This window comes from Janibacter sp. Soil728, assembly GCF_001428305.1.
GTDB lineage: Bacteria > Actinomycetota > Actinomycetes > Actinomycetales > Dermatophilaceae > Janibacter.
On record NZ_LMRZ01000001.1, the window covers coordinates 139,439 to 163,959 of the forward strand.

A 24,521-nucleotide genomic window follows, 5' to 3' on the forward strand; every position below is an offset into this window, starting at 1 on the left:
GAGACAGGCGATCGGGTAGGCGTCATGGCACGTCGGCGGTGACGTCGGGCGCCTCACGGCTCGACGAGCGAGAAGGGCACTGAGTGGTTATGTTAGGCCAGCCATACCTTAGTTAGGTGACCCTCACTCCTAGGAGACCGCTCGGTGAACCCGCACCTCCTGACCCACGACACCGCCGCTGACTACCTCGACGGGATGTCTCGCGTGAGCCGGCTCGTCGCCCGGCACCTGGACGCTCGCGCCCCGTCGACCGGCGCGACCGTCGCCGACCTGGCGCCTCTCGTCGAGGGCGTCGACCTCGACCGACCGGCCAGCGACCTCGATGCCGCCCTCGCCGAGGTCACCGATGTCTACCTGCGCGACGCCATCTGGTTCCACCACCCGTCCTATGTCGCGCACCTCAACTGCCCCGTCGCACTGCCCGCGGTGCTCGCCGAGGCGATCATCGCGGCGGTCAACACCTCCGTCGACACCTGGGACCAGAGCGCCGGTGGCACCCTCGTCGAGCAGCGCCTGGTCCGCTGGACGGCGGGGCGTATCGGCTTCGACGAGGAGGCCGCCGACGGCGTCTTCACCAGCGGAGGGACCCAGTCCAACCTCCAGGGTCTGCTGCTCGCCCGGGGCGAGGCGCTGCGAGCGTCCGCAGTGCGGGGAGACAGCGCGAGCGAGGTGCAGCCCCGGCTACGGGTGCTGGCCACCGAGCACAGCCACTTCAGCGTCATCAAGTCCGCACGCATCATGGGCCTGCACCCGAGCGCCGTCATCCCGGTCCCCACGGCCGCGACCGGTGGCATGGCGCTCGACGCGCTGCGCCACGAGCTCGAGGGCATCCGGGAGCGCGGCGAGATCGCGATGGCGGTCGTCGCCACAGCCGGCACGACCGACCTGGGGGTCATCGACCCGATCCCCGCCATCGCTGGCCTCGCCGCGGAGCACGGGGCCTGGGTGCACGTCGACGCTGCCTACGGGGGTGGCCTGCTGCTCTCCCTTCGACGCCGCCACCTGCTCGACGGCATCGAGCGCGCGGACTCGGTGACCGTCGACTTCCACAAGACCTTCTTCCAGCCCGTCAGCTCCAGCGCGCTCATCGTGCGTGACGCCGCGACGCTGACCCACGTCACGCACCATGCGGACTACCTCAACCCGCGCACTGCCGTCACTCCCAACCAGGTGGACAAGTCCCTGCAGACCACGCGTCGCTTCGATGCGCTCAAGCTGTGGATGACGCTGCGCGTCACCGGGGCCGACGCCGTCGGCGAGATGTTCGACGAGGTCATCGACCGGGCCCACCAGGTGTGGGAGGTGCTCGTCGCTGACGACCGCTTCGAGGTCGCCGCCGAGCCGATGCTCAGCACCGTCCTCATGCGCTACCGGCCGGACGGAGTGGGCGCCCAGGACGCGGACTCGCTCAACCCGCGCATCCGTCACGCCCTGCTCGACCGGGGAGATGTCATGGTCGCCGGCACCGTCATCGACGGCCGGGCCTGGCTGAAGTTCACCCTGCTCAACCCGCAGACCTCCCTGGAGCACCTGCGCGGCATCCTCGAGACCATCGCCGCGACGGGCGACCAGCTGCTCGCGGCCCTTCGAGACGGCGCTGGCGCGCCTCCTCAGGAACCGGATCCGATGGACGAAGTGCTGCTGCTCGTCGGAGCGGAGGTGGCGCGATGAGCGAGCACGTGCACGACGTCGTGGCCATCGGGCTGGGGCCCTTCAACCTGGGCCTGGCGGCTCTCACCCACGACCTGACCGATGTCGACGGCGTCTTCCTCGAGGCGCGCGACGAGTTCTCCTGGCACCCGGGGATGATGCTCGAGGGAGCCACGATCCAGGTGCCCTTCATGGCCGATCTGGTGACGATGGCCGACCCGACGAGCCGCTTCAGCTTCCTGGCCCACCTCAAGGCTGTCGGGCGGCTCTACCCCTTCTACATCCGCGAGGACTTCAACCCCCTGCGCGCCGAGTACGACCAGTACTGCCGCTGGGTCGCCGACCAGCTCGACACCATCCGGTGGGGGCACACGGTGACCGCGGTGGAGCGCGACGTCGACGGCACCCACACGGTCACGGCTCGCCGCAGGGACGGGAGGCTCACCTCCCTTCGCGCTCGGCACGTCGTCCTGGGCATCGGGACCGAGCCGGCCGTGCCGCCCGTCGCCGAGGGTCTGGGCGGTCCGGTGACGCACTCCGGGGGTTATCTCGGCGCACGAGCCGGGCTGCAGGAGAGCGAGAGCATCACCGTCGTCGGCAGCGGCCAGTCAGCCGCCGAGATCTACCTCGACCTGCTCGAGGGGTGCGTCGACCACGGGTACCACCTGACGTGGGTCACCCGCTCGCCCCGCTTCTTCCCGATGGAGTACACCAAGCTGACGCTCGAGATGACCTCGCCCGAGTACGCCCGCTACTTCCGCGGGCTGCCGATGGAGCGGCGTGACGTCCTGCAGCGCGAGCAGCGCAATCTCTACAAGGGCATCAGCGCCGATCTCGTCGACACGATCTACGACACCCTCTACCGGCTGCGCGTCGAGACCGGCCGCCCCGTGCCCACGACCCTGCTGACCAACAGCGAGGTGCGCGAGGCCGGGTGGGACGAGAGCGCGGGGAGGTACAGCCTGCGTGTGCACCACGAGGAGCAGGACGCCTCGGTGCGGGTGACCACCCAGGGGCTCGTGCTCGCGACCGGCTATCGACCGCGGACACCGCATTTCCTCGCTCCCGTGGAGGGATCGATCCGGCGGGACGCACGCGGACGCTACGACACCGCGGCCGACTACAGCGTCGACGTCGACGGGCGGATCTTCGTGCAGAACGCCGAGGAGCACACCCACTCCGTGCTCGCCCCCGACCTGGGCATGGGCGCCCACCGCAACTCGGTGATCATCAATGCGGTGGCCGGGCGTGAGGTGTACCCCGTCGAGGAGCGGATCGCCTTCCAGCACTTCGGTGTCCACGAGATCGAGTCACCAGTGGTGAGTCCCGACGAAGAGCGCGTCCCGGCGGGGGTGGGTCGATGAGCACCTGGCACTTCCTCTCCCCCATCGGTCGGATCACCATCGAGCCGGTCGTCCCGCAGGAGCACATCGCTCTCCTCCATGCCTGGGTCACCCACCCCAGGTCCTCCTTCTGGGGGATGCAGGGACTCAGCCTCGAGCAGTCACGCGCCGCCTTCGACGAGATCGACGCCGACCCGCACCACGCGGCCTGGCTCGGTCGGGTCGACGGCGAGCCGACCTTCCTGACGGAGACCTACGACCCGGCGCACAGCGCACTGGCCGCGCACTACCGGGTCGAGCCGGGCCAGCTCGGCATGCACGTGCTCGTGGCCCCCACGGACACCCCCGTGCACGGCCTCACCTCGCAGGTCTTCCGCGCCGTCATGCACTTCTGCTTCCGCGATCCCGAGATCACCCAGGTCGTCGTCGAGCCGGACGTGCGCAACCACGCGATCCACGCCAAGAACGCAGCGGCCGGCTTCGTCGTCGATCGACGGATCGCCCTGGCGGACAAGGAGGCGCTGCTGAGCCTCTGCACCGTCGAGGCCTTCGCCGGGAGCGAGCTGGAGCGTGGCACTGCGGTATCGATCGTCGAGGGCCCCCCTTCGCCCGATGTCGCCCACCTCGAGCCGGAGGTGATGGCCCGCGCCCACCGGCATGTCGCCGCCAAGGCGATCGGCGAGTTCACCCACGAGCGGCTGCTCACCCCCGAGCCGACCGCCGACGGACGCTGGACGATCACCGCCGGCACCGCGCGCTACACCTTTGCCGCGACCCGGCACGCCCTCGAGCACTGGCGGGTCGACCCGGCGAGCATCGAGCGGACGGTCGACGGGGAGGCGACCGAGGTGGATGCCCTCACCGTCGTGTCCGACCTGCACGAGGACCTCGGCATCCCCGACCACCTGCGCTCGACCTACCTCGAGGAGCTCAGCGGGACCCTCGCCGGGCTCGCCTTCAAGTGGCACCACGAGCGGCGCACCAGCCGAGAGCTCGTGCACGCCGACTTCCAGACGATCGAGGCGGCGATGACCGAGGGCCACCCCGCCTTCGTCGCCAACAACGGACGGATCGGCTTCTCCGCGACCGACCACGCGGCCTACTCCCCCGAGGCCGGTGCGGACGTGCGCCTGGTGTGGGTCGCGGTGCGGCGCAGCGTCGCCCATCTCTCACTGGCCGACGGCCTGAGCGAGGAAGACCTCTACGGCGGCGAGCTGGACCGCACGGACCGCGAGCGGTTCTCCCTTCGGCTGGAGGCGAAGGGGGTGGACCCGGCGGACTACCTGCTCATGCCGGTCCATCCGTGGCAGTGGGACCACAAGCTCGCGGTGACCTTCGCCGCGGACCTCGCTCGGCTGGACGTCGTCCACCTGGGTACGACGAGCGACCGGTACCGGGCGCAGCAGTCGATCCGCACCTTCTTCAACCACGACCGACCCGAGCGGCACTACGTCAAGACGGCGCTGGCGATCCAGAACATGGGCTTCCTGCGGGGGCTGTCGCCGACGTACATGACCGCCACGCCGGCGATCAACGACTGGGTGGCGCAGGTCGTCGCGGGCGACCCGGAGCTGGCGGACTGCGGGTTCCGGGTGCTGCGGGAGGTCGCCGCCATCGGGTACACCGGCGATGCCTACCACCAGCTCGGCGCACCCAACCCGCACACCAAGATGGTCGCGGCCCTGTGGCGGGAGTCGCCCGTGCCGAAACTCGCTGCAGGAGAGAGGCTCCAGTCACTCACCGGACTGCTGCACCGCGACGCTGACGGTGGCGCACTCCTCACCGAGCTCATCGCCGCGAGCCCCATCGGGGCCACCGAATGGGTGCGGCGGATGCTGCGCGCCTACCTGCGGCCCGTCGTCCACTGCCTCGGCGTGCACGACCTGGCCTTCATGCCGCACGGGGAGAACGTCATCCTCGTGCTGGAGGACCATGTGCCCACCGGGGTCTTCATGAAGGACATCGGCGAGGAGGTCGTCGTGATGTCCGACCGACCGCTGCCTGCGGCTGTCGAGCGGATCCGGCACGTCCTCGACCCACGGGTGCAGTCGCTGTCGGTACTCACCGACGTGCTCGACGGGGTGCTGCGCTTCGTCGCCGAGATCCTCGCCGACGACGAGGTGATGACCGGGGGCGAGTTCTGGACGCTCGTCGCCGACTGCGTCAGCGAGCACGCGGCCGACCACCCGCGCGCGGCACGACTGGACCTGCTGCGGGAGAGCTTCGAGCACTCCTGCCTCAACCGGCTGCAGCTGCGCAACACCCTGCAGATGGTCGACCTCACCGACCCGGAGGGCTCGCTCATCCGCGTCGGGGACCTGGCCAACCCCCTGCATTGCCCTAGGGCAATGCAGACGTGCTCGACCGCTCATCTGCATTCCCCTAGGGCAATGCAGGGCATGGGGGCTGCCGAAGGGGGTGTGGCCGGGTGAGCGTGGGCGTGCGTGCCGGTCGTTGGCGGGTGGAACGGGATGCCCACGGGATCCCGCACTGCTGGGGCGAGACGCTCGAGGACCTCGCCTTCGCCCAGGGGTGGTCGGCGGCGGTCGACCGGGCCTGGCAGATCGAGGTCGAGCGGCGGCGCTCGGAGGCCACCGCGTCCGTGCTGATCGGCCCCTCGGACTGGGACGACTTCGCCTCGCGCGCAGCCCTGCCGGTGACGGCCCGGGCGGCCGTGGCGGATCTGGACGAGGAGACCCAGGCCTGGCTGCTCGCCTTCGTCGACGGAGTCAACGCCGGGCTTCCTGAAGGCGCTTCTCGCGCACCGGAGTTCGCCTCCGTCGGCGTGGACCCGCAGGAGTGGCAGCCGTGGTCGCCCGCGGGTGTCTTCCTCGTGCAGCACGTGCTCATGGGCAACTTCGGCCACGAGCTGTGGCGGCGACAGCTGCGCCAGCAGCTCGGTGACGACGCGCTCGACCTGCTGAGCCACGAAGGCGTCCCCCTCGGCGGCAGCAACGCGTGGGCACTCACCGGGTCCCGCACGATCTCCGGGGCGCCGGTGATCGCCGCGGACCCGCACCGGGTCCTCGAGGCCCCCGGGATCTACCAGCAGGTTCGCCTGTCCACCCCGCAGATCGACGTGTCGGGGTTGGCCTTCGCGGGGGTCCCCGGGGTGCCGCACTTCGGGCACGCGGGGTCGGTCGCCTGGGCGGTCACGCACGCGATGGCCGACTACCAGCGCATTGCTCCCGACGCGGATCGCGCTGTGCCCCACCCGATCTCGCCGTCGACGATCGACGGTGACATCGGGCTGGCAGCGATGCGGCGACTGCTGCTCGCGCGCAGCATCGACGACGTCGATGCCACCCTCGACGGATGGGTCGAGCCGGTCAACTCCCTCGTCATCGCCGGCGCCGACGGCCGCGTCCGCGAGCGGGTCGCCGGACGCCTCGTGACGAAGGGGGGCACCGTCGCCGCACCACCCGCTCGCCGCGACCTCGCCGACGGCGAGGTCGTCGTGCACGCCAACGACCGTCGCGCCTCGGTCGCCGATCTGGGTCGGGAGTTCGCCGCTCCCCACCGGGCACGGCGGATCGAGGAGCTGCTCGCCGAGCGCGACGTCTGGGACACGGACGGGCTCGCCGCGATCCAGATGGACACGGCGCTCGGCTCGTGGCCGACCTTCAGACTCCTCCTCGGCGGAGTCGCGGCCACCGGCGCCGCCGAGGAGGCCCGCACCCGGCTGCTCGCCTGGGACGGGCGCATGGACGCCGGCAGCAGCGACGCCGGGCTCTTCGCGACCTGGCGCAGCGAGCTCGTGCGGCTCGTCGCGGAGCACCCGCGGCTGGCGCCGCTGCACGAGCCGACCGGGCTGTCGCCGATGTTTGCTCCCTGGGTCGACCCGGTGGCCCGCGTCGGCGCCGGGATCGAGCGGGTCGTGCACGTCGGACGCGAGTGGGGCCTGCCGCTCGACGAGCTCACGGTGCAGGCCCTCGAGCGCACCGCAGATGCCGTGGCCACCCCGCCACGGACCGACGCGACGTGGGGGGAGCGGCACCACGCCCCCTTCGTCCGGGTGGTGCCCGATCTCGCCCCGCCGAGCGGGCCGATCGGCGGCGACGGGGACTGCGTGCTCGCCACCGCCGCCGCCCCCGGCCTGAGCGACCTCTGCTGGCGCGGTCCCACCGCCCGGCTCGTCTGGTCGCTCGACGGGCCGAGCGCGTGGGTCGTGCCGCTCGGCGCCGACGGCCCGCACCACGCACCCCATGCCCACGACCAGCACGAGAGCTGGCGCACGGGCGAGCTGATCCCGATCGAGAGGACCACATGAGCACGCTGAGCTTCCGCCCCCTTCGTCCCGAGGAGGACGCACCGCTGGTCCACGGCTGGGCCACCCAGCCACGCGGGCGCTTCTGGGGCATGGCCGACAAGAGTGTCGAGGAGGTGCGCGACATCTATGCCTTCGTCGACTCACTCGAGGCCCACTGGGCGTGGATCGCCGAGCAGGACGGCCGGCCCGTTGCCCTGGTGCAGACCTATGAGCCCGAGCACGACCCGGTCGCCGAGGTCTACGCCGTGCAGCCGGGTGACGTCGGTGCCCACGTCTTCGTCGCACCCGGGGAGGACGCGCTGGCCGTCGCCTGCGGGATCTTCACCTGGCTCTTCGGCGACCCGAGCGTGCAGCGGCTCGTCGGCGAACCCGACGCAGCCAACCGCGCCATCCTGCATCGACTGGAGCAGACCGGCTTCGAGCTCGGCGAGCGCGTGCCCATCGGGGACAAGGACGCCCAGCTGGTCTACCTGACCCGGGAACGCTTCGGGGCACTCATCGGCTGAGGGCCGCAGGTCACGGTCGGATTGCGAAGGGGGCGAGTGATGGACCTGCGCCCCGGGTCGCGAGAGGCTCTGGCCATGGGGACACGGACACCTGCACTGATCGCACTCGTCATCACGATGGCCTACGGCATCGGCTTCGTCTTCTTCGACAGCCCGCCCGCGGCCTATGCCGTCGTCGGCGCGCTGGTCGTGGCCGCCGCCTGGGTCGCCGTGGGCATGCTCAACCGACGCCGCGACGACTCCGTCACGTGATGCGGTGACCCAGCCACCACTCGGCGTCCCGGGCCGGCGCACCTTCATGGCCGGGACGCTCGGCGCAGTCATGCTCGGCGCAGGTGGCGCAGGGGGACTGAGCCTCTACCGCAACCGCCACGAGGTGCCCGCCACCTACGGGATCACCGTCGCGATGCGCTCCACGAGCGGACCCTGGCGGCAGACGCGTGAGCTCGTGCACGCGAGCGACCTCGAGCGGGTGCTGCCCGGGACCCGTGTCCTCGTCGGCCCCGAGCAGGAGCGGGTCGTCGAGGCGCAGGAGGAGTGGCTCTCCGGCCTCGACCTGCCCGGTGCGATCGCCGGTGCCCCGCGCGACCTCGCGCGCCAGGCCGCCCTGGACCTGTGGGTGCTGTCCACCGGCCTCCCGATCGCCGTCGCCGGCTGGTCGCCGATGTGGCGCCACGCCTGGCCCCGCGACACCGCCCACGTCGCCGTCGCCCTCCACAGCCTCGGGGACGCGAAGGGGGCGACCCGCCAGCTCGCGACCCTCGCCTCTCGTGTCGGCACGGCTGGGCGGATGCAGGCGCGGTACGCGCTCGACGGCGGCACCCCCGACGACCGGCCACCGCAGGACGACGGCTTCGGCTGGGCGCTGTGGGCTGCCGGATCGACGGTCGACTCGTGGCGGGGGACGGCGGATGAGGCGCGCATCGACGCCCTCGTGCGGCACTGCGCCACCACGGCACTGACCCGGCTGGGCCGCGACGGGCTGCCGCTCCCTTCGCCCGACTACTGGGAGCTCGACGAGCGCCAGCTGACGCTCGGCACGGCCGCTCCCCTGCTCGCGGGTCTCGAGCACGCAGTGGCGCTGACCACCGGAGATCTGCGCGAACGCTGCGCAGCCGCCGCCCTTCGCCTGGACCACCAGATCCACGCCACCTTCGGCATGCGGGGCTGGCCGCGCCGCATCGGCGGCGGGGCGAGCGACACGGCGATCGCGTGGCTGCTGCCTCCGTATCGGAGCGCACCTCCCCGCGAGAGCGAGATCCGCGCGGCCCTCGACGTGGCGGCGCGGCAGATGGCCCGGCCCAACGGCGGCTACGCGCCCGGCGGTGACTGGCGCGAGGACGGGGTCGCGTGGACCCCCGAGACCGCGGTGCTCGCCGGGGCGTGGGCGAGCGCCGACGCGACCCGTGACCGAGCCGTCGAGACGCTCGCCTGGCTGGGCGACCACCGCACCGAGGCCGGGTCCCTTCCCGAAAAGGTGCGCGACGACGGCACGCCCGCCGGTCCCGCACCTCTGGCGTGGACGGCGGCGGTGCTCCTCACGGCCGCCGCCGATCTGGGAGGGTGAAGGGATCACCCACCTCTGGAGGACCCAGTGAGCGAGCGCCCCACGTACCTCGGACCAGCCCACGAGCAGGTCGCCTACGTCACGACCCAGCAGGTCCCGACCGCAGTCCGGATGGCACAGGAGGTCATGCCCAGCGACATGGCCGGGATCTTCGACGAGACCTTCAAGACGCTCGTCCCCGCGCTGCAGGACCACGGCATCGAGATCGCCGGGCCGGCCTTCGCCCTGCACCACAAGATGCCGGGAGCTACGATGAGCTTCGAGCTCGGCTTCCCCGTCGCCAGTCCGCTCGACGGCGAGCTCGAGGCCGGCGGCATCACCTTCTACCCCTCGAGCATGCCGGCGACCCAGGTCGCGACGCTCTCCCACCTCGGGGGCTACGACGGCCTGTCCCGGGCGTGGTCCGACCTCATGCAGCAGGTCGCCGCCGACGGTCGTCGGCCGGCCCTGCCCTTCTGGGAGGTCTACGTCACCGCGCCCACGCCCGACGGCGACCCGAGCGCGCTGCGGACCGACCTGGTCCTGCCCTACGAGGGCTGAGGACCGCGACGCTCGATCAGCTGCGTCGGTCGGACAGCGCGTACGAGGCGGCTGCCGACACCGCGGCGACGCCGAGGACTGCGGGCCAAGCACCGACCTTCTTGGCCAAGGGGTGCGAGGCACCGAAGCCACCGACGTAGATGACGGCCAGGGCAGCGGTCGTGGCCGGGTCGGTCCTGGCCAGCCAGCTGCGGCCGGCGAGCAGGCCCGCCCCGCCGAGGACGAGGCCGCCGAGCGGGCGGATGCCGGTCTCCCGGGCGACGAGGAAACCGCCGACGAGCCCGAGGGCGGTGACGGGAGCGGTCTGGACGAGGTGAGCATCGCGAAGCGCCATACGGACAGGCTACGACCGGCGCGAAGGGGGATGGGATGCTGGCTGCAGACCCCTCCCGCGACACCAGGAGCACCCATGAGCACCGAGAAGATCGTCGTCATCGACGGCGCCCGCACCCCCACCGGAAGCTTCGGTGGGATGTTCAAGGACGTACCCGGCTACGAGCTCGGCGCGGTTGCCAGCCGCGCGGCGCTCGAGCGTGCTGGTGTCGCCGGCGAAGACATCTCCGAGGTCGTCATGGGCTGTATCGGCCAGGTCGGGCCCGACGCCTACAACGCCCGCCGCGTCGCCGTGGCCGCCGGCCTGCCGACCAATGTCCCCGCCTTCACCGTCAACCGCCTCTGCGGCTCCGGGCTGCAGGCCATCTGGTCCGCCGCGCAGGAGATGCGGTGGAACGACCTCGACTTCACCCTCGCCGGTGGCGACGAGTCGATGACTCGGATGCCCTTCTACGACTTCGGTGCCCGCAACGGTTACAAGCTCGGCAACCGACAGCTGCAGGACGGCACCGTCCTGATGCTCACCGACCCCTTCCACGACATCCACATGGGCGTCACCGCCGAGAATGTCGCGAAGAAGTACGACGTGTCCCGCGAGGAGCAGGACGAGTTCGCGCTGGAGTCGCAGCGTCGCGCGGCGACCCCGGAGGCCCGGGCCGCCTTCGCCGAGGAGATCACCGCCGTCGAGGTCGGGGGCCGCAAGCCCTTCACCGCCGACACGGACGAGCACCCCAAGCCCGACACCACCCTCGAGACGCTCGCCGGGCTGCGACCGGCCTTCGCCAAGAACGGCTCGGTCACGGCCGGCAACGCCTCCGGCATCAACGACGGCGCCGGTGTGGTCGTCCTGGGCCGCGAGTCCGCGGTCAAGGAGCGCGGACTCACGGGGCTCGTCAGCCTCGAGGCGGTCACGACCGCCGCGATGGAGCCCGAGCTCATGGGCTATGCCCCGACCCTCGCGCTCAAGGCGCTCTTCGAGAAGACCGGCCTGACGCCCAAGGACATCGGCGTCATCGAGCTCAACGAGGCCTTCGCCTCGCAGGCCGTCGCGGTCATCCGCGACACCGGGCTCGACCCGGCACAGGTCAACCCCTACGGCGGGGCCATCGCGCTCGGTCACCCCGTCGGTGCGACCGGCGGCATCCTCACCATCCGTGCTGCCAAGCACATGGTCCGCCACGACCTCGAGTACGGCATCGTCACCATGTGCATCGGTGGCGGCCAGGCCCTCGCGGCACTCTTCCGGAGGGTCTGATGACTGCAGTCGAGCTCACCGTCGCTGACGGCATCGGGCACATCCAGCTCAACCGGCCGGAGGCGTCCAACACCGTCGACATGGCGCTGGCGACAGGTTTGCGGGAGGCCGTGACCGCAGCGGCCGCGGACGACTCGGTGCGCGCCGTGCTCCTCACCGGGTCCGGCAAGCGCTTCTGCAGCGGCGGGGACATCCGCAGCTTCGTCGATGAAGAGGACCCTGACTACCTGCAGCGGCTGGCCGAGGAGGCCGGTGCCGCGGTCATGGCGCTGGAGGACCTGGCGAAGCCGGTCGTCGTCGCCGTGCAGGGCGCCGTCGCTGGCGGTGGCCTCGGCATCATGCTGGGTGGCGACCTGATCGTCGCGCAGGAGGGCACGAAGTTCGTCTTCGCCTACCCCGGCATCGGCCTGACGCCGGACTGCGGCGTCTCGTACCTGCTGCCCCGCGCGATCGGTCAGCAGCGGGCGCTCGCCTTCGCCCTGTCGGGTCGGCCGATGTCGGCACAGGAGGCACTGGCGCAGGGGCTGGTCGCCGAGGTGGTCGAGGACGCCGCCGCACGTGGTCGGGAGATCGCGACGGCCCTGGCCGCGGGAGCGGCCGGCGCCTTCGGTGACTCGCGCCGCCTGCTGCGCGCCTCGTGGACCCGGGACCGGGCCACCTCCGCTGCCGACGAGGCCCGGACGCTGAGCACGCGCGGCCAGGGCGAGGAGGCTCGGGCGCTCTTCGCGAAGTTCCTCGGCCGCTGAGCCGAGGCGAAGCGAATGTTACCTGCGGGTACGACGACACGTGGTGACGCGGGATGATCGAAGAACCCCGAGAACATGGGGGTCTTGTCGCAGGCGATCACGCAACTGCACGTCGTACCCGCGCGTAACATGCGCCGATGGCCCGGGAGGAGAGCCTGAGATCAGGCCGAGGCGACCGGCTGGCGAAGGGAGATGTCCGCGCAGGCCTCGCAGGTGTCCTGCGGGATGACACCCAGGCGCATGAGGTGGCCGAAGACGAAGCAGCCCGCGCAGAACCCGAGGGCCGCCTCGAGGGTGGCGAAGAGGACGAGCACGCCGAGGACGATCCCGGCCGCCAAGGTCTGACCGAACCCGAGTGCGAGGACGGCCGCCGTCGTAGAGAAGACGACACCGATGCCCTGGGCGAAGCGCTTGGGCGGGCCGGGCGTGTAGCGCGGTGCACCCAGACGGGGGCCGATGACCTTCATCGCGAGCCAGCCGAGGGGGCTGAGGCGCGGACCCGCCAGCACCCGGCCGACGAACCCGAGTGCGAGCGGCACGGTGAGCCACCACCATCCCGTGACGAGCGTGAGCACGCCAATGAGGACGACACCCGTGGCGACGGTGCGCGCCGCCTTGTCGTTGACCGGGTTGGGGAAGCTGAAGAAGGACATGACCCAAGCATAAGAGAATGTTTGGTCACCCATAACGCACTGTGATGCAGGAGGCGGTGGACGAGGCGTCACTTGCTTCTTGTATCGCGTATAGATACACGATACGCTCAGCAGGTGATCGTCAGTTTCCGACACAAGGGACTAGAGCGGCTGTACCGCACCGGGACGAAGAAGGGTGTCCAGGCGGCGCACGTCCCCAAGCTGCTGCGCATCCTGTCCGCCCTGGACGTCGCCCAAGGACCCGCCGACCTTGAGATCCCGTCCTTTCGCACTCACCGGCTCAAGGGTGACCTGACGGGCCACCACTCCATATGGGTCAACGGCAACTGGCGCATCACCTTCCGATTCATCGAGTCGGATGTCGAGCTTGTCGATTATCAGGACTACCACTAGCCCATGGAGGGAGAACCACCATGATGAAGAATCCGGTCCACCCCGGCGAGATCCTGCGTGAGGACGTCTTGACTGACCTCGGCCTCAGTGTCAGCGAGGCCGCCAATCGCCTCGGCGTCTCGCGGGTGTCGTTGAGCCGCGTCCTGCACGGCCACGCCAGGATCAGTTCCACCTTGGCGATCCGGCTCGAGGCTGCCGGCGTCGGCACCGCGCGCTCGTGGCTGGCCATGCAGTCTGCCCACGACCTGTCCGTCGAACGTGCGGCGGGCATCCCCAAGGTGCAGCGCCTGACGTCGGTCGCCTGAGGCGCCCTCAACCAGTCAGGAGGATGGCCGCGCCATGCCCACAGTGACTCGACTCGTGACCCTCGTCGACCTCGATGATCGCGTTGTGTCGCCCGAGATCAGGGACGCTCCGATCATCGATGGGCCTGCACCAGCGGGCTTTGAACCGGCGGCCATCCCCATGATCCACGGCGAACCCGACGACGACCCCACCAGGATGTCCTTCGTCGTCCTGCACCTGGCGGTCCTGGACGACGGGCGACGAGTCACGCTGCTCGATGACCGGGGGTGGGGCGCGGCTGGTTCTCCCGATCTGTGGGAGCGGACGACCGTCGACGAGATCGCCGATGATGCCCGGACCGTCGTCGGACCCGATGAGGCGTACGGCGACCACAGCCAGTACGACATGGCCGACGAGCATTGGGCCCGGCTCGCCACAACCCTCCGAGAGCACGACGTGATCATCAGCGGCACGGACCTGGGCCTGCTCCCCCACGACGTCGAGCTGAGCCAGCGCCTGAGGGCGCGACTCGGCCGGTCGTAGGCTGCCGAGCATGGACGGTGGCACCCGGGCGGCACAGGCCCTGACCGACAGCGGCATCGAGCACACGCTCACCCGGCACGGCCGGGTCGGCTCCCTCGAGGAGGCCGCAGCAGCCCGAGGTGTCGAGCCGCGGGACATCATCAAGACCCTCGTGGTGCGAAGGGGGGAGGGCGATCACCTCTTCGTCCTCGTCCCGGGCGACCGCCAGATCTCCTGGCCCAAGCTGCGTGCCCTGCTCGGCGTCAACCGGATCTCGTTGCCCGACAAGGAGATCGCCCGTGAGGTGACCGGCTACGAGCGGGGCACGATCACCCCCTTCGGCTCCCTGACGGCGCTGCCGGTCATCGCCGACGCGACCGTCGCGGGCCGGACCATCTCGATCGGGGCGGGCGAGCACGGCGTCGCCGCCACCCTCGACGCCGACGCGATGATCACCCACCTCGGCGCCCAGATCGCGGACGTCACCGAGCCGACCTGACGCGGAGGAGCGGACGCAGGGTGGGGGTCGGCCCGACTCATGGGAAAGTCCGGACTGCCCTCCCAACGCGAGTTGCGGGGAGAGCGGTCCGGACTTTTCCCTAGGGCCACCCCCAGCCCTGCGTCCGCGAACCAACTCAGCAGAGCGAGGAGAGGCGCAGCGGGGTCAGCGCGGGGCCATGCGCAGCGAGCCGTCCATGCGGATGACCTCGCCGTTGAGGTAGTCGTGCTCGATGATCATCTGGGCGAGCTGCGCGTACTCGTCGGGGCGGGCCAGTCGCTTGGGGAAGGGCACGCCTGCGGCCAGGCCCTCACGGAACTCGTCCGAGACGGTCGCGAGCATCGGGGTCTCGACGATGCCGGGGGCGATCGTCAGGACGCGGATGCCGTGCTGGGCGAGGTCGCGGGCGGCGGGCAGGGTGAGCCCGACGATGCCGCCCTTGCTCGAGGCGTAGGCGGCCTGGCCGATCTGCCCGTCGTAGGCCGCGATCGAGGCGGTGTTGATGATGACGCCGCGCGCGCCGTCCTCGAGGGCCTGCGTCTGCGTGATCTTCTCCGCGGCGAGCGTCAGCACGTTGAAGGACCCGATGAGGTTGATCTGGACGACCTTGGCGTAGAGGGCCAGGTCGTGCGGGCCCTTCTTGCCGAGGATGCGCATCGACGGGCCGATGCCCGCGCAGTTGACGACGGTGCGCAGCGGCACGCCGGCACCGGCGGCGGTGTCGACCGCGGCCTGGACCTGCTCGGGGTCGGTGACGTCGACCGCGACGTACTCGACGCCGTCGACCTGCGGAGCGCCCTCGATGCCGGCGGGCAGGTCGAAGGCGAAGACCTTCGCCCCCTGGGCTGCCAGCGCGGCGGCGGTGGCTGCGCCGAGGCCGGAGGCCCCACCGGTGACGATGGCTGCGGTGTCCTTGATCTGCATGCTTCTCCTTCGAGGGGTGCCGAGTGCTCGGGCTGAGCCTAACCAGCCCCACGCAGTGACCAGCCCCACAAGCCGGGGACGAAGGGCGGACACCGTCACGTCGTCGCCGGGCCGGCGGTTAGCGTGCTCCCATGGAGCAGCCCAGGTCCCAGGCGCACGTCCCGTCCCCCGGAGCCTTCCCCGCGCTCGCCCGCAACCCGCGCGAGGTCCTGCTCTTCGGTCTCACCCCGCCCCGCGCCGAGACGAGTCCCGAGCGCATCGCGGAGATCGCCGAGCGCACGCTGGCCCGGGTCGAGGCCCTGCCGGTCGACGCCCTCGTGCTCTACGACATCGCCGACGAGGCCGAGCGGACCGACCAGCCCCGCCCCTTCCCCTTCGCCGCGATGCTCGACCCCGGCGACTACCTGTGCCAGCAGCTCGCCCGCTGGGACCGGCCCGCGATCATCTATCGCGCGGTGGGCAAGTATGGCCAGGACGAGCTGAGCCAGTGGCTTGCTGCCGCCCCCGACAACGTGCTCACCGTCTTCGTCGGCGCCTCGAGCAGCGACGCACAGGTGCGCACGACACTCACCCGCGCCCTCGAGCTGCACCGCGAAGTGCGCCCGAGCCTGCCGCTGGGCAGCGTCACCATCCCCGAGCGGCACGCCCAGCGCGGGGACGAGCACGAGCGCCTGCTCACCAAGCAGCGGGCCGGGTCGAGCTTCTTCGTCAGCCAGATCGTCTACGACATCGCCGCGGCCAAGAACCTCGCCTCCGACTACCGCTACGCCGTCGCCCAGGACGACCTCGACCCGGCACCGCTGATCTTCACCCTCTCGCTGTGCGGCTCTGACAAGACGCTGTCCTTCCTCGAGTGGCTCGGCGTCGACGTGCCCAGCTGGGTGCGCAACGAGATCCTCCACGCCGAGGACCCGCTCCAGTGGTCAAAGGTCCACGCGCTCAACGCCGCTCGTGAGCTGTCGAGCTTCTGCCGGTACCTGGGCATCCCCTTCGGCTTCAACATCGAGTCCGTCTCGAGTCGCAAGGTCGAGATCGAGGCAGCGGTCGAGCTGACCCACCAGGTGGCGGAGATCCTCGACCGGGACTGAGCCGGCCGCCTGCGAGGGTTTGAGGGCTAGCCTCGTGACCATGCTGGCCGAACGCCTCACCCATGCCGTCGCCCACCACGCAGAAGGACCCTGCTGGTGGCCGGGCTGGGGCGGACTGCGCTGGGTCGACATGCTCGCCGGTGACGTCCTCGCCCTCGATGCGAGCGGCACGGTCACCCGCACCCATGTCGGCGACGTCGCCGCGATGATCCGGCCCCGCGCCGGCGGCGGCGCGGTCATCGCGGTCGAGCGGGGACTGGCCCTCGCCGACGAGGACTGGCGGGTGGACCCCCTTCGCCCCATGTGGGAGACGGACGCGGTCCGGATGAACGAGGGCGGGGTCGCGCCCGACGGCAGCCTGTATGTCGGCTCGATGGCCTACGACCAGGCGGAGGGGGCCGCGAGCCTCTACCGGGTCGGCCCCGACCTCGACGTGGCGACCGCCCTGGACGCGGTGACGGTCTCCAACGGCATCGACTGGTCGCCCGACGGGACGCTGGCCTACTACGACGACACCCCGACCGGGCGGATCCAGGTCTTCGACTGGTCGCCGGACGACGGGCTGACGCAGGGGCGGGTGCTCGCGGAGGTCGACGGCTTCCCCGATGGCCTGACCGTCGACGGCGAAGGGGGGATCTGGACCGCGATCTTCGGCGGCGGCCGGGTGGAGCGCCGGGCCCCCGACGGCACCCTCGACGCGGTGATCGAGGTGGGCGCACGGCAGGTGACGGCCTGCACCTTCGGCGGGGACGACCTCGACGAGCTCTACATCACGACCTCCCGCGAAGGCCTCGACGACGGCGAGGACGCTGCTGCCGGCTCGCTCTTCGTCGCCCGCCCGGGTGTGCGGGGGAAGGCGGTCACCCCTTTCGCGCGGTGAGGCCGGCCCGGCTTCGAGACGCTTGCTGCGCAAACTCCTCAGCCAGCGTTTGGGTGGGAATGGATCTGGAGCACCCCCTGTTGGTATAGTTGAAACATCAACCAATCAGGAGGCGGCAATGCAGTTCGGACTCTTCAGCGTCGGCGACGTCACCATGGACCCCACGACCGGCCGCACGCCCAGCGAGGGCGAGCGCATCGACGCGATGACCCAGATCGCGCTCAAGGCCGAGGAGGTCGGGCTCGACGTCTTCGCCACGGGTGAGCACCACAACCCGCCCTTCGTGCCCTCCGCACCGACGACCCACCTCGCGTACATCGCCGCCAAGACCGAGCACCTCAAGCTCTCGACCGCGACGACCCTCATCACCACGACCGACCCGGTGCGCATCGCCGAGGACTACGCCTTCCTGCAGCACCTCTCCGGCGGGCGCGTCGACCTGATGATGGGCCGCGGCAACACCGGCCCCGTCTACCCGTGGTTCGGCAAGGACATCCGCCAGGGCGTCCCCCTCGCGATCGAGAACTACCACCTGCTGCGCCGCCTGTGGCGCGAGGAGAATGTCAGCTGGAAGGGCCAGTTCCGCACGCCCCTGCAGGGATTCACCTCGACCCCACGACCGCTGGACGGCGTCGCCCCCTTCGTCTGGCACGGCTCGATCCGCTCCACCGAGATCGCCGAGCAGGCCGCGTACTACGGCGACGGGTTCTTCCACAACAACATCTTCTGGAACATCGAGCACACCGCCCAGATGGTCGGCCTGTACCGGCAGCGCTTCGAGCACTACGGCCACGGTGACGCCAGCCAGGCGATCGTCGGGCTCGGCGGGCAGGCCTTCATGGCACAGACCGAGGCCGAGGCCAAGCGGGTCTTCCGCCCCTACTTCGACAACGCGCCGGTCTACGGTCACGGCCCGTCGATGGAGGACTTCACCCGGCAGACCCCGCTGACCGTCGGCACCCCCGAGATGGTCATCGAGCGCACGCTGTCCTTCGCCGACCACGTGGGCGACTACCAGCGCCAGCTCTTCCTCATGGACCACGCCGGGCTGCCCCTGGAGATGGTCCTGGAGCAGGTCGAGATCCTCGGCCGCGAGGTCGTCCCGGTGCTGCGCAAGGAGTTCGAGGCACGCCGGCCCGCGGGGGTCCCGAGCGAGCCCCCGACGCACACCTCGCTGGTGGCGCAGGGCGAAGGGAGCCCCCACCGTATGGTCGTGACGAGTCCTGTCGTGATCGCCCAGCAGGACCAGAAGCAGAAGGAGATGGCCACTCAGTGACCCGAAGCGTCGTCGTCATCAGCGCCGGGCTCTCCCAGCCCTCGAGCACCCGGCTGCTCGCCGACCAGCTCGCCGCCGCCACCCGCTCCGCGGTGGGCGGGCGCGGCGAGTCGGTGGACATCGAGTTCGTCGAGCTGCGTGAGCTGGCGGTCGAGATGGCCGAGTCGATGGTGTCCGGCGGTCGACCCACCCCGGCCCTGAGCGCCGCCCAGCGGCGGGTCGCCGCGGCCGATGGACTCATCGCCGTGACACCGGTCTTCACGGCCAGCTACTCCGGACTCTTCAAGACCTTCGTCGACCTGCTCGACAAGGACGCGCTGACCGGCAAGGCCGTGCTCGTCGCGGCGACGGCAGGCACGCCCCGGCACAGCCTCGTGCTCGAGCACGCCATGCGCCCGCTCTTCGCCTACCTGCGCGCGATCGTGGTGCCGACGGCCGTCTTCGCGGCGACGCAGGACTTCGGTGGCGAGAGCGACCTCGACGCCCGGGTGCACCGGGCGGCCGGCGAGCTCGCCGGCCTCGTCGTCGCCGAGCGCACGGGGGTCGCGGGCTTCGCCCAGGGCGACGAGGAGCCCGGGCCGCTTGGTCCGGTCACCGACTTCACCGAGCTGCTGCGCGGGCACGACGGGGGTTGAGGCGAGAGGCCAACCGGCCGGCCAAACCACCAGACGGCCAGCCCCGGGGCTCAGCCCCGCACGCGCCGGCGCAGCGACCCCGGGAGCCCGGCGACGGCCGCGACACCGAGCGCGGTCCTGGGCTCGTAGCCGACCCGCCACAGCCCACCGTGGGCAGCGGCATCGCTGAAGAGCTCCTCGGGGTGCTCCCGCTGCGGCGTCTCCCGCACGAGGTCGCGCACGAGCAACGCCGCCATGAGCGGTCGCACGGTCTCGGCAGCGAAGACCTCGACGCCGAAGTGGTGCGCGCCGCCGTAGGCCGCGCCGAGCACGGGGTTCTTCGTCACGGACCGGGTCCACGTGGCCGGGGCGACGTTGAAGGAGACCCGCTGGCCGCTCCCTTCGGCAGCGACTCCACGCCACCGCTGCAGCCGCTTGGCGATCGCGTAGTTGGGGCCCTGCTGCGGCACGAGGACGTCGGCGATGCCGGGCTGGCCGTCGCGGGTGCCGCGGTAGGCGGGAGCGAAGAGCTGCCCCCGGCCCAGCGCACGCAGCGGGCCCTGGACACCCTTGAGCGCCAGGCCGCGTGCGGCCCAGCGGCGCCGCGACTCGGCGACCACGGCCGGCGGCACGACGAAGGCGTCGGTCGGCGTCGCCAACCAGGCCAGCGCGGTCTGCGGGTCGTCGTCGGTGAGCGCGTCCATGAGCAGGTCGACCGCGGCACTGACCCGCACGTGGACCCCCGAGTCGGCGTAGGCGTGCATCCCGACGGCCAGCGGCTGCTCGCCGCCGACCCGCCGGACCCACTCGAGGACCTCTCCGGGCTGGTGGATGACGTCGGCGCCGGAGTCGCCGGAGGCGTCGACGGGGAAGGTCAGGGTGCCGGCCCCACGCGAGGCCAGCCCCTTCTTGTACCGCCAGGCGCGGCTGCGCGGCAGGTCGATCGCGAGCACGTCGGCGCCCCAGGACAGCAGCGTCTCGAGCGGGCCCATCTCGGCTCCCGCACCGATGAGCAGCGCGCGGTGGCCCGGGAGCGCCAGCCACTCGGGGTGGTCGATGACGTCCGCGACGGCCTCCGCGAAGGACGGCTCGACGATGCCAGCGTCGACCCAGGCCCCGAGCTGTCCGCGCAGCTCCTCGCCCTCGATCTCGCGGCCGCCGACGGGGACCCGCAGTCGGGTGACCGGCTCGGCGGTGCCCTTCACGCTCTCGGTACCGAAGGGGGCCGCGCCGGACGGCATCGTCAGCTCGGCGTCCTCGAGCGGGACCTCGTCACCCGCGTCGTCGACCATGACCATCCGGCGGCGCATCGAGGCCAGGCCATCGGTGGCGATCCTCGCTGCCCGGTCGGCGGACCCGGCGCTCGCCGCGGTCACGTCGTGGACGTGGTCGACATAGTCCTTGCGCCAGTCGTGGGCGCCGTCGATGCGCTGGGCGAGCTCGGGGTCGACCCCTCGTACGGAGTCCGCGAGCACCCCCCTGGTCGTCGTGGTCGTCGACCGCTTGCCTTGGTCGTCGGCCGGGAAGTGCACGCCCGCAGAGGTCTCGTCGCTCATGACCTCATCCTGTGGCCCCTGTCACAGGTAAATCAAATGCCGTCCACCAGCGCGCGGACCACACTCGCCGCATCGGTCTCGGCGGTGAGGTGGTCGACACCGACGCCGGCGTAGAGCGGGGTGTAGTCGGTGTCGCCGCGCTCGCGCCCGGCGGCGTGCTCGCTCCTGGCGTCGCCGGTCATCGCGTCCTCGTCGCCGCTCCACCGCCGGACGAAGGGTGTCGCGACCGCGCGTCCGCCGAACTCCCGCGGCCACGCGATGTCCTGGGCGACGTCGTGGACCCGGGAGTACCGGGTGGCGTCGGCCGCGATGAGCGCGGCCCGGGCCTGCGGGGTGTTGTCGGCCTCGACGCAGGTGAGGAAGGGGGTGCCGCACCACACGCCGGCCGCCCCCTTGCCGAGCGCTCGGGCGACATCATCTGCGGTAGAGACGCCACCTGCAGCGAGGACGGGACGGTCGGCAGTGCCCAGGGCGAGATCGAGGATCGCCTCGGTGCCCATCTCGTCGCGGCCGTGTCCGCCCCCTTCGCCTCCGCGGGCAATGATGAGGTCCGCCCCGGCAGCGAGGGCCTGCTCGAGATCAGTCGCGTTGCCCACCTGGCAGGCGGTGCGCAGACCGGCGGCGCGCAGGCGTGCCACCGGCTCGGCGAGATCCCCGAAGGAGACCGACACCAGGGCCGGTCGCTGCTCGCCCGCGAGCGCGATGACCGCGGCGAGCTGGGCGCTCAGCTGCGGCACCCAGGCCATCAGACCGATGCCGAAGGGGGTCCCGCCCGCCCCCGCGAGCGCCGCCTGCTCCGCGATCCACTCGGGTGAAGCGCTCCCGCGCGCCCCGATCATGCCCAGGCCACCGGCCGAGGAGACGGCGTGCGCGAGGCGGCCTCCGGCGACGCCCGCCATGGGCGCGCAGACGATCGGGTGACGGATGCCGAGCAGGTCGGTGAGAGCAGCCATGCCCTCATCATGCGCCCGACCAGCCGCGGTTCGTAGACTCCGCTCCATGATCCGACGCGCACTACCCGCCATCGCCGCTGCCAGCCTCCTCGCCCTGACGGGGTGCGGCACCGACTCGGGGGGCAGTCCGGAGAGCTCGTCCGCCGCCTCCCCCTCGACCACGACGATCAGCGGCAAGACCGAGTGCCCGCCGGAGGGCGGCGCAAAGGTGCGGGTGACGGCCTTCGAGCAGGCGCCGCCGATGTGCATCGACCCGAAGAAGACGTACACGGCGAAGATCGCCACCGACGAGGGCGACGTGACCGTCAAGCTCGACGCCGAGAAGGCGCCGAAGACGGTCAACAACTTCGTCGTGCTCGCCCGGTACAAGTACTACGACGGGCTGACCTTCCACCGTGTCATCCAGGACTTCATGGCGCAGGGCGGCGACCCGGTCGGCGACGGCAGTGGCGGTCCTGGCTACCAGTTCGAGGACGAGCTGCCCCAGGCCGGCGAGTACAAGGTCGGCTCCATCGCGATGGCCAACGCGGGCCCGGACACCAACGGCTCGCAGTTCTTCATCATCACCGGTGATGCGGGTGTCGGGCTGCCCCCGAGCTACACCCTCTTCGGCCAGGTCACCCAGGGCATGGAGACCGTCACCGCGATCGAGGACGACGGGTCCATGGGCGATGGTCCGCCGAGGGAGATCCACACCATCAAGAGCGTGACGATCACCGAGAAGTAGCCATGGACGATGTCCTCGTCGAGAGGGTCCTGAGCGCGGTGGAGCTCGTCCCGCGGGGCAGGGTCATCTCGTACGGGGACATCGCCGCACTCGTCGGGACCGGTCCACGACAGGTCGGCTGGGTCCTGCGCGAGTACGGCAGCGGTGTCACCTGGTGGCGGGTGGTCAACGCGTCCGGGGACGCACCGCAGCACAAGCGGTCAGAGGTCTTCGAGCACTGGGCCACGGAGAGCATCACGGTCAAGCCCAACGGTCTGGGCTGCCGGATCAAGGAGTACCGGGTCGACCTCGAGGAGCTGGCGCGCGCCCACGCCGCCGCCACCGCCGACCTGGAGGGTTGAGGGGCCTCACACGAGCCCTGGAATTATCGGGTCACCCGAGCGGTGGAGGGCCAGGACCTCAGCCGCCGGGGCGACCCTGGTGGCGCATCTGCTCGAGCGCGAGAGCAGCGAGCGCGCCGATGACGAGGACCGCGGCGGGCAGCAGCAGCGACTCGGCGAAGGCGGACGAGAGTGACTCGGCGATGGCCGGGGGCAGGGCTGCGGGACCGCCGGCGGCGCTCCCTTCGCCGGACCCGAAGCTCTCCGCCGCCTGGGGGCCGAGGTGCGAGGCGATCCGCGCCGACATGAGCGCGGCGATGGCCGCGGACCCGATGACCGAGCCGACCTGACGGGTCGTGTTGTAGATGCCCGCGCCAGCGCCGGCGAGCTGGATCGGCAGGTTGCGGCTGGCCGTGGTGGCGAGCGGGCCCCAGATGAAGGCACCGGTCACGCCGATGAAGGTCATCGCCACGCAGACGGCCACGATCGACGAGTCGGGGGTCATCAGGCGGCTGAGGACGAAGAGGGTCACGGCGAAGCCGGCGAGGCCGACGGTCGGCAGGACGCGGGGGTGGATGCGGTCGACGAGCTCGCCCACGGGGCGGGCCAGCGCGATGGAGGCGATCGCCTGGGGCGCCATGAGCAGGGCGGCCTCGGTCGGCGAGTAGCCGCGCACGCTCTGCAGCCACACGAGGAGGGGGAACATCATCGCCGTCACGGACAGCCCCATCGTGGTGATGGCGAGGTTGGACAGGGAGAAGTTGCGGTCACGGAAGAGCCCGAGGGGCACGAGCGGCTCCTTGGGGCCGCGCGCCTGCCAGACGATGAAGCCGACGAGGATCAGCAGGCCTGCACCGATGAGCACGGGGATCGTGATGGGCCCGACGATCTGCCCCCAGTCACGCCCCTCGCCCTCCTGCAGGCCGAAGATCACGAGGAAGAGGCCGACCGCGGACAGCACGACGCCCACCCAGTCCATGGCGTGGGCGTGCCGGTCGAGGCTGGGCACGAGTCGTGCCGCGGCGACGAAGCCGATGATCCCGACGGGCACGTTGATGAAGAAGATCCACTCCCAGCCGAGGGAGTCGAGCAGGATGCCGCCGAGGAGCGGGCCGACGAGGAAGGCCACGCCAGCGGTCGCTCCCCACAGCGCCATGGCCGACCCGCGGCGCTGCGGCGGGAAGGTGCGCGTGATGACCGCCATCGTCTGCGGGGTCATCATCGACGCGCCCAGGCCCTGGACGACCCGGGCCCCGATCAGCCAGCCGATCGTCGGCGCAAGCCCGCAGGCCAAGGACGCGGCGGTGAAGATCGCCAGCCCGACCAGGTAGAGCCGCTTGGGTCCGAAGCGGTCACCGAAGCGGCCGGTGATGAGCAGCGGTACGGCATAGGCGAGCAGGTAGGCGCTCGTCACCCACAGGACCGGCTCGATGCCCGCGCCGAAGCTCTCCATCAGCGCGGGCGTCGCGATCGAGACGATCGAGACGTCGACGAGGATCATGAAGAAGCCGATGACCAGGGCCCACAGCGCCGGCCACGGGTTGGCGGGGAACTCGTCGGCTGCACTCGCCTGCGGGGCGCCGGTCTCGACTGTCATGACGCGAACGCTACGCCGCCGCAG

General features: G+C 71.3%; 26 protein-coding genes. 20 read left to right on the forward strand and 6 right to left on the reverse strand.

Features of this window, described 5'->3' with window-relative positions; translation table 11 throughout:
• Nucleotides 1-144 precede the first annotated feature (144 nt).
• The 8 genes from ASG73_RS00605 to ASG73_RS00640 are packed head-to-tail and all read left to right on the forward strand — an operon-like array spanning nt 145 to nt 9,876.
• Entirely contained in the window at nt 145-1,671 is a 1,527-nt protein-coding gene (locus ASG73_RS00605; protein WP_055989305.1) for a pyridoxal phosphate-dependent decarboxylase family protein, read from the forward strand.
• Nucleotides 1,668-3,014, forward strand: a complete 1,347-nt coding sequence (locus tag ASG73_RS00610) for a lysine N(6)-hydroxylase/L-ornithine N(5)-oxygenase family protein (protein WP_055989308.1) — start codon at nt 1,668-1,670, stop codon at nt 3,012-3,014. Before ASG73_RS00605 ends, ASG73_RS00610 begins: the two co-directional genes overlap by 4 nt.
• Nucleotides 3,011-5,425: a GNAT family N-acetyltransferase gene (locus ASG73_RS00615; RefSeq protein ID WP_082566892.1), complete on the forward strand. Its 2,415-nt coding sequence runs from the start codon at nt 3,011-3,013 to the stop codon at nt 5,423-5,425. Before ASG73_RS00610 ends, ASG73_RS00615 begins: the two co-directional genes overlap by 4 nt.
• The gene (locus ASG73_RS00620) at nt 5,422-7,263 is read left to right on the forward strand and encodes a penicillin acylase family protein (protein ID WP_082566893.1); all 1,842 of its coding nucleotides are present in this window, start codon (nt 5,422-5,424) and stop codon (nt 7,261-7,263) included. Before ASG73_RS00615 ends, ASG73_RS00620 begins: the two co-directional genes overlap by 4 nt.
• Nucleotides 7,260-7,769: a GNAT family N-acetyltransferase gene (locus ASG73_RS00625; RefSeq protein WP_055989313.1), complete on the forward strand. Its 510-nt coding sequence runs from the start codon at nt 7,260-7,262 to the stop codon at nt 7,767-7,769. The genes ASG73_RS00620 and ASG73_RS00625 overlap by 4 nt, the downstream gene beginning before the upstream one ends.
• 39 nt (nt 7,770-7,808) lie before the next feature.
• The gene (locus tag ASG73_RS00630) at nt 7,809-8,021 is read left to right on the forward strand and encodes a hypothetical protein (protein ID WP_055989316.1); all 213 of its coding nucleotides are present in this window, start codon (nt 7,809-7,811) and stop codon (nt 8,019-8,021) included.
• 4 nt (nt 8,022-8,025) lie between these two features.
• Nucleotides 8,026-9,336 (forward strand): hypothetical protein, encoded by a 1,311-nt coding sequence (locus ASG73_RS00635; RefSeq protein WP_055989319.1) that lies wholly within the window; start codon nt 8,026-8,028, stop codon nt 9,334-9,336.
• 27 nt (nt 9,337-9,363) lie between these two features.
• Nucleotides 9,364-9,876, forward strand: coding sequence for a GyrI-like domain-containing protein (locus tag ASG73_RS00640; protein WP_055989322.1), 513 nt, complete (start codon nt 9,364-9,366; stop codon nt 9,874-9,876).
• A 16-nt stretch (nt 9,877-9,892) separates the two neighbouring features.
• Here ASG73_RS00640 and ASG73_RS00645 read toward each other — a convergent pair whose 3' ends face one another.
• Nucleotides 9,893-10,210 carry a hypothetical protein gene (locus tag ASG73_RS00645; RefSeq protein WP_055989325.1) on the reverse strand — a complete coding sequence of 106 codons (318 nt, stop codon included), beginning with the start codon at nt 10,208-10,210 and terminating at the stop codon, nt 9,893-9,895.
• A 75-nt stretch (nt 10,211-10,285) separates the two neighbouring features.
• On the opposite strand from ASG73_RS00645, the gene ASG73_RS00650 reads away from it, so the two are divergent.
• Together ASG73_RS00650 and ASG73_RS00655 are read left to right on the forward strand one after the other, a co-directional pair.
• Nucleotides 10,286-11,464, forward strand: a complete 1,179-nt coding sequence (locus ASG73_RS00650) for a thiolase family protein (protein WP_055989328.1) — start codon at nt 10,286-10,288, stop codon at nt 11,462-11,464.
• Complete coding sequence (locus ASG73_RS00655) at nt 11,464-12,210, forward strand: enoyl-CoA hydratase/isomerase family protein (RefSeq protein WP_055989331.1); 747 nt, start codon at nt 11,464-11,466, stop codon at nt 12,208-12,210. The genes ASG73_RS00650 and ASG73_RS00655 overlap by 1 nt, the downstream gene beginning before the upstream one ends.
• A gap of 161 nt (nt 12,211-12,371) precedes the next feature.
• Here ASG73_RS00655 and ASG73_RS00660 read toward each other — a convergent pair whose 3' ends face one another.
• Nucleotides 12,372-12,863, reverse strand: a complete 492-nt coding sequence (locus ASG73_RS00660; RefSeq protein ID WP_082566894.1) for a DUF4395 domain-containing protein — start codon at nt 12,861-12,863, stop codon at nt 12,372-12,374.
• Between the two features lie 114 nt (nt 12,864-12,977).
• On the opposite strand from ASG73_RS00660, the gene ASG73_RS00665 reads away from it, so the two are divergent.
• From ASG73_RS00665 to ASG73_RS00680, 4 genes are read left to right on the forward strand one after another with little or no spacing between them, the layout of a single operon-like run.
• Nucleotides 12,978-13,256, forward strand: a complete 279-nt coding sequence (locus ASG73_RS00665) for a type II toxin-antitoxin system RelE/ParE family toxin (protein WP_055989337.1) — start codon at nt 12,978-12,980, stop codon at nt 13,254-13,256.
• 20 nt (nt 13,257-13,276) lie between these two features.
• Nucleotides 13,277-13,561: a HigA family addiction module antitoxin gene (locus ASG73_RS00670; RefSeq protein ID WP_055989339.1), complete on the forward strand. Its 285-nt coding sequence runs from the start codon at nt 13,277-13,279 to the stop codon at nt 13,559-13,561.
• A 34-nt stretch (nt 13,562-13,595) separates the two neighbouring features.
• On the forward strand, nt 13,596-14,084 hold the full coding sequence (locus ASG73_RS00675; RefSeq protein ID WP_156466078.1) for a hypothetical protein: 489 nt from the start codon (nt 13,596-13,598) through the stop codon (nt 14,082-14,084).
• A 10-nt stretch (nt 14,085-14,094) separates the two neighbouring features.
• Nucleotides 14,095-14,562 carry an aminoacyl-tRNA deacylase gene (locus ASG73_RS00680; RefSeq protein WP_055989343.1) on the forward strand — a complete coding sequence of 156 codons (468 nt, stop codon included), beginning with the start codon at nt 14,095-14,097 and terminating at the stop codon, nt 14,560-14,562.
• A 165-nt stretch (nt 14,563-14,727) separates the two neighbouring features.
• Here the strand turns inward: ASG73_RS00680 and ASG73_RS00685 are convergent, their stop codons facing one another.
• Entirely contained in the window at nt 14,728-15,486 is a 759-nt protein-coding gene (locus ASG73_RS00685) for an SDR family NAD(P)-dependent oxidoreductase (protein ID WP_055989346.1), read from the reverse strand.
• A 131-nt stretch (nt 15,487-15,617) separates the two neighbouring features.
• Between ASG73_RS00685 and ASG73_RS00690 the strand changes: the two genes are divergently transcribed.
• From ASG73_RS00690 to ASG73_RS00705, 4 genes are all read left to right on the forward strand, one after another.
• A complete protein-coding gene (locus ASG73_RS00690) occupies nt 15,618-16,574 on the forward strand; it encodes a 5,10-methylenetetrahydrofolate reductase (protein WP_082566895.1) in 957 nt (318 codons plus the stop codon).
• Between the two features lie 40 nt (nt 16,575-16,614).
• Nucleotides 16,615-17,454 carry an SMP-30/gluconolactonase/LRE family protein gene (locus tag ASG73_RS00695; protein ID WP_055991240.1) on the forward strand — a complete coding sequence of 280 codons (840 nt, stop codon included), beginning with the start codon at nt 16,615-16,617 and terminating at the stop codon, nt 17,452-17,454.
• A gap of 118 nt (nt 17,455-17,572) precedes the next feature.
• Nucleotides 17,573-18,730, forward strand: coding sequence for an LLM class flavin-dependent oxidoreductase (locus ASG73_RS00700; RefSeq protein WP_055989349.1), 1,158 nt, complete (start codon nt 17,573-17,575; stop codon nt 18,728-18,730).
• A complete protein-coding gene (locus ASG73_RS00705; RefSeq protein ID WP_055989352.1) occupies nt 18,727-19,365 on the forward strand; it encodes an FMN reductase in 639 nt (212 codons plus the stop codon). The genes ASG73_RS00700 and ASG73_RS00705 overlap by 4 nt, the downstream gene beginning before the upstream one ends.
• 50 nt (nt 19,366-19,415) lie before the next feature.
• On the opposite strand, the gene ASG73_RS00710 is transcribed toward ASG73_RS00705, so the two are convergent.
• Both ASG73_RS00710 and ASG73_RS00715 read right to left on the reverse strand, forming a co-directional pair.
• Complete coding sequence (locus ASG73_RS00710; protein WP_055989355.1) at nt 19,416-20,900, reverse strand: hypothetical protein; 1,485 nt, start codon at nt 20,898-20,900, stop codon at nt 19,416-19,418.
• A 32-nt stretch (nt 20,901-20,932) separates the two neighbouring features.
• Nucleotides 20,933-21,853: an NAD(P)H-dependent flavin oxidoreductase gene (locus ASG73_RS00715; RefSeq protein ID WP_055989358.1), complete on the reverse strand. Its 921-nt coding sequence runs from the start codon at nt 21,851-21,853 to the stop codon at nt 20,933-20,935.
• A 46-nt stretch (nt 21,854-21,899) separates the two neighbouring features.
• On the opposite strand from ASG73_RS00715, the gene ASG73_RS00720 reads away from it, so the two are divergent.
• Both ASG73_RS00720 and ASG73_RS00725 read left to right on the forward strand, forming a co-directional pair.
• Nucleotides 21,900-22,580, forward strand: a complete 681-nt coding sequence (locus ASG73_RS00720) for a peptidylprolyl isomerase (protein ID WP_055989361.1) — start codon at nt 21,900-21,902, stop codon at nt 22,578-22,580.
• A 2-nt stretch (nt 22,581-22,582) separates the two neighbouring features.
• Complete coding sequence (locus tag ASG73_RS00725; RefSeq protein WP_055989364.1) at nt 22,583-22,921, forward strand: MGMT family protein; 339 nt, start codon at nt 22,583-22,585, stop codon at nt 22,919-22,921.
• A 58-nt stretch (nt 22,922-22,979) separates the two neighbouring features.
• On the opposite strand, the gene ASG73_RS00730 is transcribed toward ASG73_RS00725, so the two are convergent.
• Nucleotides 22,980-24,497 (reverse strand): DHA2 family efflux MFS transporter permease subunit, encoded by a 1,518-nt coding sequence (locus ASG73_RS00730; RefSeq protein ID WP_055989367.1) that lies wholly within the window; start codon nt 24,495-24,497, stop codon nt 22,980-22,982.
• Nucleotides 24,498-24,521: the final 24 nt, after the last annotated feature.